Source organism: Streptomyces sp. NPDC001903, from assembly GCF_042891345.1.
Lineage (GTDB): Bacteria > Actinomycetota > Actinomycetes > Streptomycetales > Streptomycetaceae > Streptomyces.
In genome coordinates this window covers 554,386-570,345 of the sequence record NZ_JBIASZ010000003.1, presented here as the reverse complement: position 1 = coordinate 570,345, position 15,960 = coordinate 554,386, and the positions used below count along the sequence as shown (strand labels likewise).

General features: G+C 73.4%; 15 protein-coding genes. 10 read left to right on the top strand and 5 right to left on the bottom strand.

The window, feature by feature from the left end:
* Positions 1-7: 7 nt before the first annotated feature.
* The gene (locus tag ACFYZS_RS09315) at positions 8-853 is read left to right on the top strand and encodes a reductase (RefSeq protein ID WP_389008639.1); all 846 of its coding nucleotides are present in this window, start codon (positions 8-10) and stop codon (positions 851-853) included.
* A gap of 13 nt (positions 854-866) precedes the next feature.
* Here ACFYZS_RS09315 and ACFYZS_RS09310 read toward each other — a convergent pair whose 3' ends face one another.
* The gene (locus ACFYZS_RS09310; protein WP_389008636.1) at positions 867-1,613 is read right to left on the bottom strand and encodes a GntR family transcriptional regulator; all 747 of its coding nucleotides are present in this window, start codon (positions 1,611-1,613) and stop codon (positions 867-869) included.
* A 260-nt stretch (positions 1,614-1,873) separates the two neighbouring features.
* On the opposite strand from ACFYZS_RS09310, the gene ACFYZS_RS09305 reads away from it, so the two are divergent.
* From ACFYZS_RS09305 to ACFYZS_RS09285, 5 genes are read left to right on the top strand one after another with little or no spacing between them, the layout of a single operon-like run.
* Positions 1,874-3,037, top strand: a complete 1,164-nt coding sequence (locus ACFYZS_RS09305; RefSeq protein ID WP_389008633.1) for an ABC transporter substrate-binding protein — start codon at positions 1,874-1,876, stop codon at positions 3,035-3,037.
* Positions 3,037-3,948, top strand: coding sequence for an ABC transporter permease (locus ACFYZS_RS09300; RefSeq protein WP_389008631.1), 912 nt, complete (start codon positions 3,037-3,039; stop codon positions 3,946-3,948). The genes ACFYZS_RS09305 and ACFYZS_RS09300 overlap by 1 nt, the downstream gene beginning before the upstream one ends.
* Complete coding sequence (locus ACFYZS_RS09295; RefSeq protein WP_389008856.1) at positions 3,945-4,895, top strand: ABC transporter permease; 951 nt, start codon at positions 3,945-3,947, stop codon at positions 4,893-4,895. The genes ACFYZS_RS09300 and ACFYZS_RS09295 overlap by 4 nt, the downstream gene beginning before the upstream one ends.
* Before the next feature lie 5 nt (positions 4,896-4,900).
* On the top strand, positions 4,901-6,001 hold the full coding sequence (locus ACFYZS_RS09290) for an ABC transporter ATP-binding protein (protein ID WP_389008628.1): 1,101 nt from the start codon (positions 4,901-4,903) through the stop codon (positions 5,999-6,001).
* The gene (locus ACFYZS_RS09285; protein WP_389008625.1) at positions 5,998-6,732 is read left to right on the top strand and encodes an HAD family hydrolase; all 735 of its coding nucleotides are present in this window, start codon (positions 5,998-6,000) and stop codon (positions 6,730-6,732) included. Before ACFYZS_RS09290 ends, ACFYZS_RS09285 begins: the two co-directional genes overlap by 4 nt.
* Here the strand turns inward: ACFYZS_RS09285 and ACFYZS_RS09280 are convergent.
* Positions 6,690-7,172 carry a hypothetical protein gene (locus ACFYZS_RS09280; protein WP_389008622.1) on the bottom strand — a complete coding sequence of 161 codons (483 nt, stop codon included), beginning with the start codon at positions 7,170-7,172 and terminating at the stop codon, positions 6,690-6,692. The genes ACFYZS_RS09285 and ACFYZS_RS09280 overlap by 43 nt on opposite strands.
* A gap of 118 nt (positions 7,173-7,290) precedes the next feature.
* Here ACFYZS_RS09280 and ACFYZS_RS09275 point away from each other — a divergent pair, with 118 nt between their 5' ends.
* The 3 genes from ACFYZS_RS09275 to ACFYZS_RS09265 all read left to right on the top strand — a co-directional run bounded on the left by ACFYZS_RS09275 (position 7,291) and on the right by ACFYZS_RS09265 (position 10,290).
* Complete coding sequence (locus ACFYZS_RS09275; protein WP_389008619.1) at positions 7,291-8,355, top strand: DUF2330 domain-containing protein; 1,065 nt, start codon at positions 7,291-7,293, stop codon at positions 8,353-8,355.
* A gap of 119 nt (positions 8,356-8,474) precedes the next feature.
* Positions 8,475-9,218: a class I SAM-dependent methyltransferase gene (locus ACFYZS_RS09270; RefSeq protein WP_389008616.1), complete on the top strand. Its 744-nt coding sequence runs from the start codon at positions 8,475-8,477 to the stop codon at positions 9,216-9,218.
* A gap of 121 nt (positions 9,219-9,339) precedes the next feature.
* Entirely contained in the window at positions 9,340-10,290 is a 951-nt protein-coding gene (locus ACFYZS_RS09265) for an alpha/beta hydrolase (RefSeq protein ID WP_389008613.1), read from the top strand.
* Positions 10,291-10,405: 115 nt separating this feature from the next.
* Here the strand turns inward: ACFYZS_RS09265 and ACFYZS_RS09260 are convergent, their stop codons facing one another.
* The 3 genes from ACFYZS_RS09260 to ACFYZS_RS09250 form a co-directional block, all read right to left on the bottom strand.
* Positions 10,406-12,022 carry a carboxylesterase/lipase family protein gene (locus tag ACFYZS_RS09260; protein ID WP_389008610.1) on the bottom strand — a complete coding sequence of 539 codons (1,617 nt, stop codon included), beginning with the start codon at positions 12,020-12,022 and terminating at the stop codon, positions 10,406-10,408.
* Positions 12,019-12,945, bottom strand: a complete 927-nt coding sequence (surE, locus tag ACFYZS_RS09255; protein ID WP_389008607.1) for a 5'/3'-nucleotidase SurE — start codon at positions 12,943-12,945, stop codon at positions 12,019-12,021. Before surE ends, ACFYZS_RS09260 begins: the two co-directional genes overlap by 4 nt.
* A 204-nt stretch (positions 12,946-13,149) precedes the next feature.
* A complete protein-coding gene (locus ACFYZS_RS09250; RefSeq protein ID WP_389008604.1) occupies positions 13,150-14,397 on the bottom strand; it encodes an MFS transporter in 1,248 nt (415 codons plus the stop codon).
* A 755-nt stretch (positions 14,398-15,152) separates the two neighbouring features.
* Here ACFYZS_RS09250 and ACFYZS_RS09245 point away from each other — a divergent pair.
* Positions 15,153-15,884 (top strand): phosphatase PAP2 family protein, encoded by a 732-nt coding sequence (locus ACFYZS_RS09245; RefSeq protein ID WP_389008601.1) that lies wholly within the window; start codon positions 15,153-15,155, stop codon positions 15,882-15,884.
* Positions 15,885-15,960 lie beyond the last annotated feature (76 nt).

The window sequence follows — 15,960 nt, the reverse complement described above, 5'->3', positions numbered from 1 at the left end:
CGAGCCCATGCAGAAGATTCTCGTGATCGGCGGAAGCCGGTACTTCGGAAAGCACCTGGTCACCCTCCTGCGGGACGCGGGCGACGAGGTGACCGTCCTCAACCGCGGCTCCGCCGTCCCGCCGCCCGGCGTCGGCCACCTCGTCGCCGACCGCGACGACGAGGGCCGGCTGCTGGAAGCCCTCGGCGGGCGCACCTTCGACACCGTGGTCGACCAGGTCTGCTACACGCCGCTCCAGGCCGCCGTCGCCCGCCGGGTCTTCGCCGGCCGGACCGCGCGCTACGTGATGACCTCGACGATGGAGGTCTACGACCCGGCGCCGCCCACCCCCGAGGCCCGGGCCTACGCGGAGGGGAAGCGGCAGGCCGAGGCCGTCTTGCGCGGTCCGGGCGAAGACGGCGGCCCCTTCGGCTTCGCCGCCGTACGGACCGCGCACGTACTCGGCGGCGGCCGGGAGGAGTTCACCGGACGCCTGGCGCACTACGTCGGACGGATCGCCGCCGGAACCCCGGTGGACGTGCACGAGGCCCCGTACGCCACCTCGTTCGTCCACCACCACGAGATCGCGCGGTTCCTGCGGTGGACGGCCGGGCAGTCCTTCACCGGTGTGGTCGACGCCGCCTCCCACGGGGCGCTGGACGTCCTCGGGCTGTGCGCGCGCGTCGCCGAGCGGGTCGGCCGCCCCGCCACCTTCCGGATCGTCGAACAGGGCTCCCCCGCCTCGCCGTTCTCCTTCGACCGCGGCTACGCCCTCGACAACAGCCGTGCCGAGGGCCTGGGTTACCGCTTCGGTCGGGTGGCGGACTGGCTGCCCGGGGCGATCGACGAGGTGATGGCCGAGGGCACGCTCTGACCCGGCCCCCCCGTCACCCCTCGCCCGTACGGCGCTCCAGGGGAGTGGCTACCGCGGAGTTGCTCACACTGAACGTGACGCTGCCGGGCCGGTAGCGGTCGTCGGTCCACTCGATCGGGCGACCGGTGGCGGTGGCCGATACATGTCGCTGGCGCAGCAGCGGGCTCCCGCGCCGGATCTCCAGCAGCCGCGCGTCCTCGCTGCCGGCCCCGAGCGCGTCGATGAGGTGCTCGCCGTAGTGGGCGACGATCCCGGAGTCGTTCGCGAGGCTGTCCATCACCGAGCGGACGTCGTCCGGCAGCGCCTCGACCGCGGCCGCGACCCAGTCGGCGTACGCGGTCCGCTCCACCATGGTGGGCTCCCCGTCGAGGAGCCGCAGCCGTACGACGGCCAGGACCTCGGTGTCCGGCGCGAGCGCGAGGCGCTCCGCCTCCTCGGCGGTGGCCGGCCGGCGGACCCGGGAGAGGAAGCGGCTCGTGACCTCCTGGCCGAGACCCTCCGCCCACTGGGCGAAGCTGTTCAGTTCGCCGAAGCTGTGCCGCCGCTCGTGGCGCAGGACGATCCTCCGGGCGCCCTGCCGCGAGCCGATCAGCCCCTCCGCGGCGAGCGTGGCCACCGCTTGCCGGACCGTTCCGCGCGAGGCGGACCAGCGGGCGGCCAGGTCGCTCTCGGAGGGCAGCTGGGCGCCCACCGCGTACTCGCCGGACAGGATCGCCGCGCGCAGCGCGTCGGCGATCTCCAGATACCGGATCGTGCCCATGCCGTACTCCGCCCCCAAGCCGTCGGCCGTGGTGTGTCCCCTGACGCCGCCGACGGTATCCCGGCGCGTTTGCCGACCAGGGCGTTGAAGATCATTACACCCTCCTTGTCACGGCTTCTTTCGGTCAATCTCGTCTCTTCCTCGACTCGTGCCCCGCGGTCCAGTCGCCGTTCACCTCCCGTATGGCGAGGCCGGGCGAACTGGAGCCAACTTGTTCAGACAAGTCGACCCCCGTCAGGAACCCGTCTCCGGGAGAGACCGTGCTCAGTTCCTCCGCTCGCCGTGGTGCAGCCGTACTGCTCAGCGCCGCCGTCCTCACCACGCTCAGCGCGTGTGGCGCCGCTCCGGACAAGGCCGCCGGTGCCGCCGGCGACGGCAAGTCCAAGGTCCAGCCGGGCGCCGCCGCCTCGGCGGCCGACCTCGGCGGCATGGACGCCCTCGTCGCGGCCGCCCAGAAGGAAGGCCAGCTCAACGTCATCGCGCTGCCGCCGGACTGGGCGAACTACGGCGAGATCATCAAGGCCTTCGAGGCCAAGTACAAGATCAAGGTCAACAGCGAGAACCCGGACGCCTCCAGCGCCGACGAGATCGCCGCCGTGAAGTCCCGCAAGGGCCAGAAGCGCGCCCCCGACGTCATGGACCTGGGCATCGCCTTCGCGCGCAGCGGCGCCGCCGAGAACCTGTTCGCCCCGTACAAGGTCACCGCCTGGGACAAGATCCCGGCCGGCCAGAAGGACGCCGACGGCCGCTGGTACAACGACTACGGCGGCTACGTCTCCATCGGCTGCGACGCGGCCAAGATCCCGAACTGCCCGGCGACCTTCGCGGACCTGCTGAAGCCCGAGTACAAGGGCAAGGTCGCCCTCAACGGCAACCCGACCAAGTCCGGCTCCGCCTTCGGCGGCGTCTACGCGGCCGCCCTCGCCAACAAGGGCTCCTTCGCCGACATCCAGCCCGGCATCGACTTCTTCGGCCAGCTGCGCAAGAGCGGCAACTTCATCCCGGTCGAGTCCACCCCGGCCACCGTCGAGAAGGGCGAGACGCCCATCTCCATCGACTGGGACTACCTGAACGCCGGCTACGCCGAGCAGTTCAAGGGCAAGGGCGTCGACTGGAAGGTCGCCGTCCCCACCGACGGCGTCTACGCCCAGTACTACTCCCAGGCCGTCAACAAGGAGGCCCCGAACCCGGCGGCCGCCCGCCTGTGGATGGAGTTCCTCTACAGCGCCGAGGGCCAGAACCTCTACCTCAAGGGCCACGCCCGCGCGGTCCTGCTCCCGGCCCTGACCCAGGACGGCACCGTCGACAAGGACGCCGCCGCCAAGCTCCCGCAGATCCAGGGCACCCCGGCCTTCCCCGCCTCCGCGGAGCTGGACAAGGCCAAGGCCACCCTCGCCGAGAAGTGGGACAAGGCCCTCTCCTGATGTCCCCCTCCACCCCCGCCTCCCACCCGGAGCGGACCGCCGGCGGCAGCACCACCAGCCGCCGCCGGCGGCGCGGCCCGCGCACCTGGCTGGCCGCCCTCCCGCTCCTCGCCTTCACCGGGCTCTGCTTCGGTATCCCGCTCGGCGCCATCGCCTTCGGCGCGGTCACCCGCACCGACCCCTCGACCGGCGCCACCCGGCTGACCGGCGAGCACCTCTCGCGCTCGCTCCAGGGCCCGTACCTCGGCTCGCTCGTCGGCAGCGTCCAGCTCTCCGCCCTCACCGCACTGATCGGCGGCGTGCTCGGGGTCCTGATCGCACAGGCCGTGGTCACCTCCCGCTCGCAGGCCCTGCGCAGCGCCGCGCTGACCGCGTCCGGCGTCCTCGCCAACTTCGGCGGCGTGCCGCTCGCGTTCGCGTTCATCGCCACCGTCGGCATCTCCGGAGTCGTCACCCAGCTCGCCGACCTCACCGGATTCGGCTGGAACCTGTACTCCTTCACCGGCCTGACCGTGGTCTACCTGTACTTCCTGATCCCGCTCATGGTGCTCGTGATCGCCCCGGCGCTCGACGGACTGCGCCCGCAGTGGCGCGAGGCCGCCCAGAACAACGGGGCCACCGGGTGGCAGTTCTGGCGCCACGTCGGCCTGCCGGTGCTCGCCCCCTCCCTGCTCGGCGGGTTCGTGCTGCTCTTCGGCACCGCCTTCGCCGCGCACGCCACCGCCGCCGCCCTCGTCGGCGGCTCCGTACCGCTGGTCACGCTCAAGATCGCCGACGCGCTGTCCGGCAACGTGCTGACCGGACAGGAGAACGTGGCGCTCGCCCTCGGCCTCGACATGATCCTGATCGCCGGCCTCGTCATGGCGGTCTACCTGCCCCTCCAGCGACGGAGCGCCCGATGGCTGCGATGACCCCGACGCCCGCACCGACCGCCCCGGGCGCCGCGGAGACCACCCCGGACTCCGGCGAGGCACCGGCCGGCGTCACGGCGCGGGCCGGCGCCCCGCGCCGCCGCCCCCGGCCCCGCGTCTGGCGCGGAGCCGTCCTCCTGCCGGCGGGCGCGTACTTCCTCGTACCGCTCATCGCCTCCTTCGTGTTCACCGTGCACGTGCCCGGCCAGGGCATCGACTTCGAGGCGTACACCCAGCTCCTGGCCGCCGACGGGTTCACCGAGAGCATGCTGCTCTCCCTCGGGCTGGCCGCCGCCACCATCGCGACCTCGCTGCTGCTCGCCGTGCCCGCGCTGGTGGCCGTGCGCCTCGGCTCGCCGCGGCTGCGCCCGGTCGTGGAGGTGATGTGCATGCTGCCGCTGGTGGTCCCGCCGATCGCGCTGGTCACCGGTATCACCACCGTGCTGCGCTGGGGCCCCGAGCACCTCTCGCGGACCCCGCTCTACCAGACCTTCCTGGCCGTCCAGGACGAGCGGTTCCCCGTCGTACTGGTCCTCGCGTACACCGTGCTGGCGCTGCCCTTCGTCTACCGCTCGCTCGACGCCGGCCTGCGCGCCATCGACGTGCCGACGCTGGTCGAGGCCGCCCGCAGCTGCGGCGCGAGCTGGCCGTACGTGGTCCTGCGCGTGCTGCTGCCCAACCTGCGGGCCTCGCTCGCCGGAGCCGCCTTCCTCACCCTGGCGCTGGTCCTCGGCGAGTTCACCATCGCCTCCCTGCTGGGCTTCCGGCCCTTCGCCGTGTGGATCGTCACCATCTCCGGAGCCCACGCCCGGATGTCGGTCGCCGTCTCCATCCTCAGCCTGCTCATCACCTGGCTGCTGCTGCTCCTCCTCTCGCGGGCCGGGACCAACCCCGCCACGGTGTCCTCCGCCCCCCGTACGTCCCCCACCTCCCGCAAGGAGTCCTGACCTCCATGTCCACCACCCTTCCCGCGGCCAGGAAGCCCGAGCGGTCCGCGGACTCCACGCCGGGCGCGCGCGTCGAATTCCGCGGCCTGCGGCGGGCGTTCGGCTCCACCGTCGCCCTCGACGGGCTCGACCTGACCATCGAGCCGGGCGAACTCGTCGCCCTGCTCGGCCCGTCGGGCTGCGGAAAGACCACCGCGCTGCGCGTGGTCGCGGGCTTCGAGCAGCCCGACTCCGGTGAAGTCCTCGTCGACGGCCAGGACATCACCCGCGTACCGGCCAACCGCCGCGACGCCGGCATGGTCTTCCAGTCGTACAGCCTCTTCCCGAACCTCAGCGCCCGCGACAACGTGGCCTTCGGCCTGCGCGTACGCAAGGTCGGCGCGGCCGAGCGCCGCGAGCGCGCCGCCGAACTCCTGGACCTGGTCGGCCTGCCCGACCACGGCGACCGCTACCCGCACCAGATGTCCGGCGGCCAGCAGCAGCGCGTGGCCCTCGCCCGCGCCCTGGCACTGCGCCCCCGCGTCCTGCTGCTCGACGAGCCGCTCTCCGCGCTCGACGCCAAGGTGCGGGCCAACCTGCGCGACGAGATCCGCCGGCTCCAGCTCTCCCTCGGCATCACCACCGTGTTCGTCACGCACGACCAGGAGGAGGCGCTGTCCATGGCCGACCGGGTCGCCGTCCTGAACGCCGGACGCCTGGAGCAGTGCGCGGCCCCCGCCGAGCTGTACGAGCGCCCCGCGACGCCGTTCGTCGCCGAGTTCGTCGGCACCATGAACCGGCTGCCCGGACGGCTCACCGACTCCGGCCTGGTGGAGGTGGCCGGCGCCCGGCTGCCCGTCGACGGCCCAGTCCCGACGGCCACGCGGGAGGTGGAGGTGCTGGTCCGGCCCGAGAACGTCACCGCGACCGCCGACCCCGAGGGCACGGCCACCGTGGTCTCCGCGTCCTTCTTCGGCGCGGTGACCCGGCTCCACCTCGACCTGCCCGGCGGCACCTCCGTCAAGGCGGACCTGCCCTCGCGGGCCGCCGGCGAGCTGGCGCCGGGGGCGCGGGCCGCCGTCGGCCTGGCCGAACGTCCGGTGCTCGTCGTGGCCCGGCCCGCGTGAGCGGCCTCGCCGCCGTCCTGTTCGACATGGACGGCACCCTGGTGGACACCGAGGTGCTCTGGTGGCAGTCCGCCGAGCAGGTCGCCCAGGGCCTCGGCCACGCACTCACCGACGCGGACGCCCCCGAGGTCGTCGGGCGCGCCGTCGAGGACACCGCCGCCCACCTCGTACGGGTCTCGGGAGGGGGAGACCCGTCCGAGGTGGCGCGGGCCCTGACCGCGGACTTCTTCGGCCGGGTGGAGGCCGGGGCGCCGATGCGGCCCGGCGCCCAGGAGCTGCTGACCGCGCTCGAAGCCCAGGGCGTGCCCTTCGCCCTGGTCAGCGCCTCGCCGCGGCTGGTGGTCGACTCGGTCGTCGGCGGTTCGCTGGCCCATGTCCCGTTCGCGTTCACGCTGTCCGCCGACGACACCGACCGCACGAAGCCGCACCCGGACCCGTACCGGAGCGCCGCCGAGCGGTTCGGCGCCGACGTACGCGACTGCGTGGCGGTGGAGGACTCGCCGGACGGCGCCGCCTCCGCGGAGGCGGCCGGGTGCGGGGTGCTGGTGGTGCCCTCCCTGCTGGAGGTGCCGGCCTCGCCCGTACGCACCTTCGCGCGGTCCCTGGAGGAGGTCACCCCGGAGCTGCTGCGGAGCTGCCTCGGCGCCGTCGCGGTCCTGCCGCGGCAGGACCGTCGGGAGCGGCGGCCTCAGGAGCCCAGGCCGAGCAACTCCACGACGCCGTCCACGTAGGCGGCCGTCGCGGTGCCCGGAGCGGCGGCCGCCGCGTGGCGCAGCGAGGGCAGACCGGCACGGACGAAGGCCGCGCACTGCCCGTACAGCCCGGCCTCGTGCGAGGACCCGTCGTCCTCGGTGCCGAGCAGCGACAGCAGCGTCCACAGCAGCGCCTCGCGGGTGGCCAGCCGCGGCGGCCCCGCCGACCAGACGGCCATCAGCACCCCGCACACCGCGGGAGCGGGCGGGTGCAGACGGCCGGACAGGAAGGCGTGTCCCTCCAGGGCGCGGAAGGCGGCCGGGTGTCCCTCGGCCGCCGCCCACAGGGTGTCCACGAGATGCCCCGCGCCCCGGCCGCAGCCGCACGTGACGGCATCCCAGTCGTGCCGGCCGATCTCCGCCCCCACCGCGTCGGGCACCAGGGGGCTGCTGCGCGGCGTGCTGTCCGTCCCTCTCATGCGAGCAGTATGGGCATCGGGAACCGGCCTGACCAGGGGGTTCCGCGAGTCGGAACAGCCCTGTGACCGCCCCGGCCGGAACCGGATCACGGGGGCCTTCGTCTGAGACCCCGTGTGGATGAAACGAAGAATCGCCGCCCTGCTCCTGGCCCTGCTCGCGACCCAGTTGGGATCCCTGATCAGCCCGGCGTACGCGTGCGGCTGCGGGGCGATGATCCCCGAGGGCTACGCCCGGATCGGCGTCGAACGCGAGACCTCGGTCGTGGGCTTCGACGGCCGCACGGAACAGATCGTGATGCGGTTCGTCGTCCGCGGGGACGCCCCGCGGGCGGCCTGGATCATGCCGGTGCCGGGGCGGGCGACGGTGGAGCTGGGCGACGGGGAGATGTTCCGGCAGCTGACCTGGCTGACCCGGCCCGAGTTCAAGACCCGCAGCTACTTCTGGCCCCGGGACCGGGACTGGCCCTTCGCCTCGGGCTCCCGCTCCGTCGGCGACGCGGCGCCCGGCGCGGGCGCGCCCTCGGTCGGCGTCGTCGGCCGTGAGCAGCTCGGCGACTTCGATGTCGCGCGCCTGACCGCGACCGACCCCGACGCGCTGCGCGGCTGGCTGGAGGCCAACGGCTTCAAGCTGCCCGACGGGCTCTCCGCCGAGCTGAAGCCGTACGTGGACCAGAAGTGGGAGTACGTCGCCGTACGCCTCGCCCCCAGCCGGCCGGGCAAGACCCTGACGGGCACCCTCGACCCGTTGAAGATCCGCTTCGACAGCGACCGGCTGGTCTACCCCATGCGGCTGTCCCGGCTGGCCAAGAGCCCGCAGTCGCTCGGTCTGTACATCCTGGCCGACCACCGGATGGAGCCCGCCTCCGCGATCGGCGGTGCCAAGCCGAAGGTCACCTTCGCCGGCGAGGTCACCCCGGAGGGCGGCCTCGCCGCGCTCACCGGCGGCAAGCCGGCGTTCCTGACCGCCATCGACCAGGAGTTCCCGGAGCCGGGCCGCATCGACGGCGACCACGAACTGCGCGCCGCCGCCGACACGCCGTACCGCAAGGTGATCTACCACGGGGAACTGCTCACCGTCGGCGGGATCCCGGCCTGGCTGCTGACCGTGGCGGCCGTCCTCCTCGCCCTCGCGGCCGCCGTGTTCACCCTCCGCCGGCGCGGGTCCCGCACCGGGCGCGTCTGACGCCCGCCCGTACGGGGAGCCGGGACGGCATCCGGATCTTTGTGCGTTCTGCCAGTGCGACGGTCCGTCAGGCTTCGGTGAGACTGCCAGCCAAGACCCACCACGGGGAGGACGGCACGATGAGCGGACAGCAGTACGACGAGATCGGCGAGGCGTTCGAGGGGTTCAAGTCCCTGCCGATGATGCGGTACGGAGAGGTGCCCAGCTTCCTGGGCCTGGTCGGGGACGTGAGCGGCAAGTCGGTTCTCGACGTGGCCTGCGGCACCGGCTTCTACAGCAGGGAGTTCAAGCGGCGCGGCGCCTCGGACGTCTTCGGCGTCGACATCTCCGTCGAGATGATCGCCGCCGCGCGGGAGATCGAGCGGCGCGGCCCCCTGGGCGTGCGCTACGAGGTGGGCGACGTGGCGGAGCTGGCGCCCCTCGACCCGCGCTTCGACATCGCGATCGGGGTGCAGTGCCTCAACTACGCCGAGGACATCGCCACGATGGAGCGGATGTGCCGCAACATCCACCGCGGCCTGGTGCCGGGCGGAGAGTTCTTCGTACTGGCACAGAATCCCGACTACCGGTTCGACTGTCCGTCCCTGGAGGAGTACGGCTTCCGCTGTGAGCCGACCGGCGAGGAGATCGAGACGGGTCCGCGCGTGCGGGTCACGGCCTTCCTCGAACCCCAGCCGATCAGCATCGTCTCCACCGCCCCGCGCCGCGAGGTCTACGAAGCGTGCCTGCGGGCGGCCGGATTCACCGAACTGACCTGGGTCCCGCTGGAGGTGTCCGACGCCGGCATCCGCGAGTTCGGCAAGGACTTCTGGGCGGACCTCCTCGCGTACCCGCCGCTTCGGATGCTGCGCTGCCGCGCCTGACCACTCGCCCGACCACGCGCCACACGCCGTGGCCGGGTCCCGGTCCGGGGCGGTCATCGGTGTGATCCTGGAGGACGGTACTGAGCAATCCGTGACGAATCCTCCGAGGAGAGCACCGATCATGACGAACCGGCTCGTGCTGGAGCCCGCCGCCCAGGCGTTCGCCGACAGCACCGCCCAGCCGCCGTTCCTGTACCAGCTCCCGGTCGCCGAGGGCCGCAAGGCCCTGGACGACCTCCAGAGCGGCGACGGCGTCACCCTGCCCGCCGTCGACGAGGAGTGGGTCACCGTGCCGGGCCCGACCGGCGAGGTGCGGGCCCGCATCCTGCGCGCGCGCGGAGCCACCGGCCCGCTCCCCGTCGTGCTGTACATCCACGGCGCGGGCTGGGTCTTCGGAGACGCCCGCACCCACGACCGGCTCGTCCGCGAGCTGGCCGTGGGCACGGGCGCGGCCGTGGTCTTCCCCGAGTACGACCTCTCGCCCGAGGCCCGCTACCCCGTCGCCATCGAGCAGAACTACGCCGTCGCCCAGTGGATCGTCCGCGAGGGCGCCGGCAAGGACCTCGACGGCAGCCGCCTCGCCGTCGCGGGCGACTCGGTCGGAGGCAACATGAGCGCCGCGCTCACCCTGATGGCCCGGCAGCGCGGCGACGTCCGCCTCGTCCACCAGGTGCTCTTCTACCCGGTCACCGACGCCTCCTTCGACACCGACTCCTACCGGCAGTTCGCCACCGACCACTACCTGCGCCGCGAGGGCATGCAGTGGTTCTGGGACCAGTACACGACCGACGCCGCGCAGCGCGCCGAGATCACCGCCTCCCCGCTGCGCGCCACCGTCGAACAGCTCACCGGGCTGCCGCCGGCCCTCGTCATCACCGCCGAGGCCGACGTCCTGCGCGACGAGGGCGAGGCGTACGCCGCCAAGCTGCGCGGAGCAGGAGTGCCGGTCACGGCCCTGCGCGTGCAGGGGACCATCCACGATTTCGTCATGCTGAACGTACTGCGCGAGACCCGGGCCGCAGGCCTCGCCATCGGCCTCGCGATCGACACGCTGCGCGAGGCCCTCGCGTAGCCGCTCACCACGCACCGCCGGCCGCTCGGGCGAGCCCGCCCGCCCCGCCCGGACACGGCGACGCGGCCGTGCCCCGGGACCGCAGGGGTCCCGGGGCACGGCCGTGCCCGGCCGGTCAGAGCGGGCGGGGTGGCTGGGTCCGCCAGAACGCGCACTGGTGGTCCGACCCGAACGAAGTGCCGGCCCGCGTTGCCGACGGGCTCAGCGTGAGGACCGTGGCACCGGACCCGGACCCGGACCCGGCCGCGGGCCAGGCCGTCTGACCCGGCGCCACGGGGGCCCCGTGGCGCGCGAACGCGCCCCAGTAGCGCTTCATCCGCGTTGCGAGCGCCACCTGATCGCTCGTCAGCGGGCGCTCACCCATGGTGAAGTCGTGCAGGTACGCCAGCTCCGCGCTGTGCGCGTTCGACTCGTCCAGGCCGGGCACCTGCGCCCCGTACAGCGTCGGCGAGTCCGGGTCATCGAACTCGTAGACGAAGGTGGGCACTTGGGCGGCGAACAGCTGCGCCGTCCACGCCGTCTGGCAGGCGAACGTCGAGTCCGTCATGACCGCGGACAGCGCCAGGTACGGCGACCCGTACGCCGACACCGGATACCGGCCGAGCACCTCGGGCCCGGCGGCCCCGTACCCCGCCAGGACCTGCGCCGTGTACTGCTCCTGCGTCAGGTACGGCTGCGTCAGCGCAACGAACAGGCGTGCCTCGGAGCGGGTGCTCCCGATCATCACGGGCACCTTGTTCCAGTGCCCGCCGGCGATGGCCGTCGCCGGATCGACCGGCAGCAGCCCGTCACCGGACGCCGGACCCGAGGCGGGAACCGTACGGGCCGCCTCGACCAGCGCCGGACCGGAAGCGGACCGCAGGCACGCGGCCGGCGAGGCCGGATCCGTACAGCCCGCGGCCGCGGCGAAGGCCCGCGCCTCGGACTCGGCCCGCGCGCCGTCCGGCGTACGGAGCAGCGTGCACGGACCGCTCTGCAGCACGGCCCGGTGGAAGAGCCCGGCCGCCGACGGCGCGGCGAGCAGCGCGCAGACGGAACCGCTGCCGGCCGACTGCCCCGAGACCGTGACGTTCCCGGGGTCCCCGCCGAACGCGGCGACGTTCTCCCGCGTCCAGCGCAGTGCGGCCATCTGGTCCATCAGTCCGAAGGAGCCGGAGTGCTGCGCGTTCTGGCCGGTGATCTCGGGCAGGCCGAGGTAACCGAGCTGCCCCAGGCGGTAGTTGATGCTGACGACGACACTGCCGGTGAGATCGGCCATGGTGCGGCCGCCGAACTGCGTACCCGTGCCCTGGCTGTACGCACCCCCGTGCAGCCACACGACCACCGGCAGCCGGGCCCCGGGGCGGGCCGTGCGGGGCCGGTACACGTCGAGGTACAGGCAGTCCTCGCTGACGTCCGCCGGATCGCGCAGCCCGAACGGCGAGAACTGCAGGCAGGCCGGGGCCTGTCGGACGGCTTCGCGGACCCCGGTCCAGCGGCGCGGCTCCCGGGGCGGGCGCAGCCGGGCGTCCCCGACCGGGGGAGCGGCGTAAGGGACACCGAGGAACTCCTGGGCGCCGGCGTGGTCCTGCCCGCGCAGTACGCCCTGCGCCACGGTGGCCTGCGGGCGCGGGGACCCGCCGGACGAAGCCCCCGTCGCCGCCGCGGCGGGGAGCGCCGAGGTGAGCAGGGCCGCCGCCGCGCAGGCGGCGGCCAGCAGCGACCGTACCGTGCGGGTACGAGGTCGCCTCATGGGCGGACTCCCGCGATCAGGGCCGCGGCGACGGCGGACTCGGCGGGTCCGGCGTTCCAGTCGGCGTTCATCGGGCTCACGGCGATCTTTCCGGCGCTCACGGCCTCCACGTCACCGCCCTTGGCGGCCGGCTGCGGGCGGAACTGCACGTCCACCTTCCAGGTGCCGTCCCCGGAGTCGGTGAAGTCCGGCTGGAGCGGGGCCTGGGGGTCCTGGAAGGTCGCGGCCACGCCGGCGGCGGTGCCCTTGCCGTCCGCGCCGACGACCGGGTGGTTGACGTTCAGGCCGACGCCCTTGGGCAGCAGCGGTCCGGACTTCGCCCGGGTGCGCAGGCGGTCGATCAGCTTGACCGCGAAGTCCATGGTGGGGCCCATCGCGTTGACCGTGGCGGTGGGGTCGGGGACGGCCAGGCCGCCGGTGCTCAGCGCGATCGCCGGCACCCCGTTCTCGAGGGCGGCGACGGCGCCGCCGACCGTACCGGAGTGGGTGGCGAGACCGGCGACGTTCGGGCCGAAGTTGGTGCCGGAGACCACCAGGTCGGGGGCGTGGCCCTCGAAGACCTCGGAGAGGCCGAAGAGCACGGAGTCGCCGGGGGTGCCGTCGACGGCCCACACCTTCGGCTCGGGGTGCTTCACCGTGATGGAGGGGGCGCTCATCATCTTCGTGCCGGTGCCGCTCTGGTTGGTGAGCGGGGCGACGATGGTGACGTCGTACCCGGCGGCGGTCAGCCGCTCGAACGCCTTGCGGATGCCGGGCGCGTTGTACCCGTCGTCGTTCGTCAGCAGGATGCGCAGCGGGGCAGCGGGAGTTGCCGCAGGCTGCGCGGGCGCGGTCAGCGGCGAGGCGACCGCGGGGGCCGTACCCGCGAGGGCGGCCGTGCACAGGATGAGCACGGTCGGCGGCAGGACTCGCTTGCGTCTCACAGAGGGCTCCTTGGAAAGGGAGGGGAGGAGGCGAAGGTGCGCTGAGGGTGCGGTGGGTGGGGACCGGCGGGCGCACGACCCTCGGCATGCGCCCGCCGGAGTCGGGGGCCGGGCCGCGGCGAAGCGGAAGCGGCGGCCCGGGCGGGGGAGCGGCGGGTGACCGACGCACGGTCGGCGGGTGGCCGGCACGCGGTCGGCGGGCGGTCAGCGCACGCTGCGGATCGGGAGGATCGCCAGGGCGCCGATCAGCGAGAGGGCTCCGCCGACGAGGAAGAGCGGGGTGTACCCGCCGAGGGCGGTCACGACGGCCGAGGCGACGAAGGGGGCGATGATCTGCGGCCCGGCGTTCGCGATGTTGAGGACGCCCATGTCGCGGGCGGCGTCCTCGGCCCGGGGCAGGACCAGCGTGACGAGGGCGGTGTCGACGGCCATGAAGCAGCCGAAGGCGAGCCCGTTGAGCGCGCTGAAGACGAGCATGCCGGTCCAGGTCGGGCTGATCACGGGGACCACCATGACGAGCCCGGCGAGCGCGGCCGAGACGCCGACGAACACCTTGCGGCGGTCCCAGCGGTCGGACAGCATCCCGCCCACCACGGTCGAGACGGCCATCGCCACCATCGACACGGGGGTCAGCACCGCCATCGCGGCGGGCGGGGTCAGCCCGGAGGGCAGGGTGATGTGGTCGTCGAGGATGTACAGCTGGTAGCCGACGACGGAGAAGTAGCCGAGGACCATCAGGGCCCGGCCGATGAACGCCCACCGGAAGTCGTGGTTCGCCAACGCCGAGAGGAACGCGGCCAGTTGGGCCCGCTTGGAGACGGCGGCCGGGGCGGGACCGGTGCGCGGCACGTCTCGGCAGAGCGTGGTGAGCAGCAGCGCGGACACGGCGACGATCGCGCCGAAGACCAGGTACCCGGTGGTGAGGTGCTCCGCGGTGGCGGAGGCGATCAGCACCCCGACCGTACCGCCGATCGGCAGGCCCAGCCCGACCAGCGCGGACGCGGTACCGCGCCGGGCGACGGGCACCCGGTCGGGGACGATCGCGGTGACCGCGGCCTGGTAGACGTTCATGGTCGCCTGGACGAGGCACCAGCCGATGCCGACGACGAGCGCGGTGGTCGCGTAGCCGAGGAAGGCCAGTGCGGCGAGCGAGGCGAAGGCACCGCCGAGGATCCAGGGGTTGCGACGGCCGCTGCGGTCGGAGAGCGCGCCGGCGATCGGGTTGAAGGCGGTCGCGAAGACCGCGCTGATCCCGCCGATCACACCGAGTACGGCGACCTTGTTGGCGGGATCGATCTCCGCGATCTGCGTGGGCAGCAGGATCGATCCGACGCCCATGTACACCGCCAGCAGGGCGGAGTTGGCGACCAGCAGCAGGGGCAGGAGCGCGCGCTGGCGGGGCGGTTCCGGATCCGCCTGGGCGGGCGGGTCGATGGTTTCGTTCTGGGCCATGACGACTCCTCGGGGGACGGGGCGAGAAGGGGGTGCGGAAGTGTGGCGCGGGGGAGGCGGCGCAACCTGCGGCTTCGGCGGTTGTGACGGCGCCCGGGGGTGGCCCGGCAGGCGATCGCAATTCGTTCACGTGATGTTGTTACACGTGTCACCTTCGGCGCTTGGACACTGTGTAGCACCCATTCCGGGGTCCCGCTAGAGGTTGAGGCCGGGCGGTATGCGGATCGTGATCGAGGCGAGCTCCGGGCTGCGAGGACGTGTAACCACCCGGTCAAGGCCACTGAGCAGGGAGAACGTGTCCGGAATCTGTCTTGCACTTGTGGCGGCGGTCACGCATCCGCAATACTCCGTGCCGCATCGCGATGGCTCCCGTCGCCGCTCATCGCACGGGCTCGCGGCCGGCTGCCGGCTGCCGGCTCTCCCCGAACTCCCCGCATCTCTCCGGCCTCCCCCGGCCTACCGGTCCGCGGCCCCTGGTCCTCGGCTCTTCGGCCCGCGCCCATGGCTCCCGGCCCGCGTTCCCCGGTCCCCCTCGCCGGTCCGCGATCCCCGCTCCCGCCGTACCCGCTCCCGCCGTACCCGCTCCCGCCGTACTCGCTTCGGCCGTTCCCGCTTCGGCCGCACTCGCTCCCGCCGTATGGCTTCCGCCGTACCCCGCCCCGTCCTTCACCGCCCCCGCGATGCCTCCACCCGCCCGTGCCTGTCCGCTCCCCGCGTGCCCCCACCGCTCGGGGGGCCGCCGTGAAAGGCCCGTCATGCCACGTCCCTCCGCCGTGCCCCCGCCCGCGCACCGCGCATCCCGCTCCCTGATCCCCGCTCCCCGGCACCACCTCCCGGCGGCCCCTCCCCGCCACGCGGTCGCCATCGGCTCCGCCCTCCTCCTCGGCTCGCTGCTGATCGGCCTCCTGGTCTCGGTCACCCGACGCCCCTTCTTCCAGGGCCTCGACGACGCCTGGGCCGCGTCCGTGAACGGCTCGCGCGGTGACGCCCTCACCGGCTTCGCCACGGTTCTCGACCGGCTCGGCGGCCCGTTCGGCACGGTCCTGCCGCTCGGTCTGATCGGCTGCCTCTGCGTCTACGGGCGCTGGCGTTCGGGGCTGTTCGCCCTCACCGCCGCCATCGTGGCGAACGTCTTCGTGGTGCTCCCGCTCAAGCAGCTCGTCGACCGTCCCCGCCCGCCGCACCCGTGGGTCCTGGTCAACGACGGCTCGTTCCCCTCCGGCCAGGTGTTCAACGCCGTGGCGCTGGTGGTGGTGGCCGCCGTGCTCGTGTTCCCCCCGCGGGCCCGCCGCTGGTGGTGGCTCTTCGGGGCGCTGTACGTCGTCGCCATGATGGCCAGCCGGACCTGGCTGCACGCCCAGTGGCTCAGCGACACCGTCGCCGGGGCGCTGGCCGCGGCCGGCAGCTGCATGCTGCTGTGGAGGGCGTTCGAACCGCTGCTGAGGGTCGAGGCCGAGCGGATGGCGGCCGACAGCCTGTGGCTCTGAGGACCCGCCTCGCTCATATAGAGAATCATTGACGGTCGTCCGAGATTCACCATATTCTCGTGACCGGGGCCGGCGT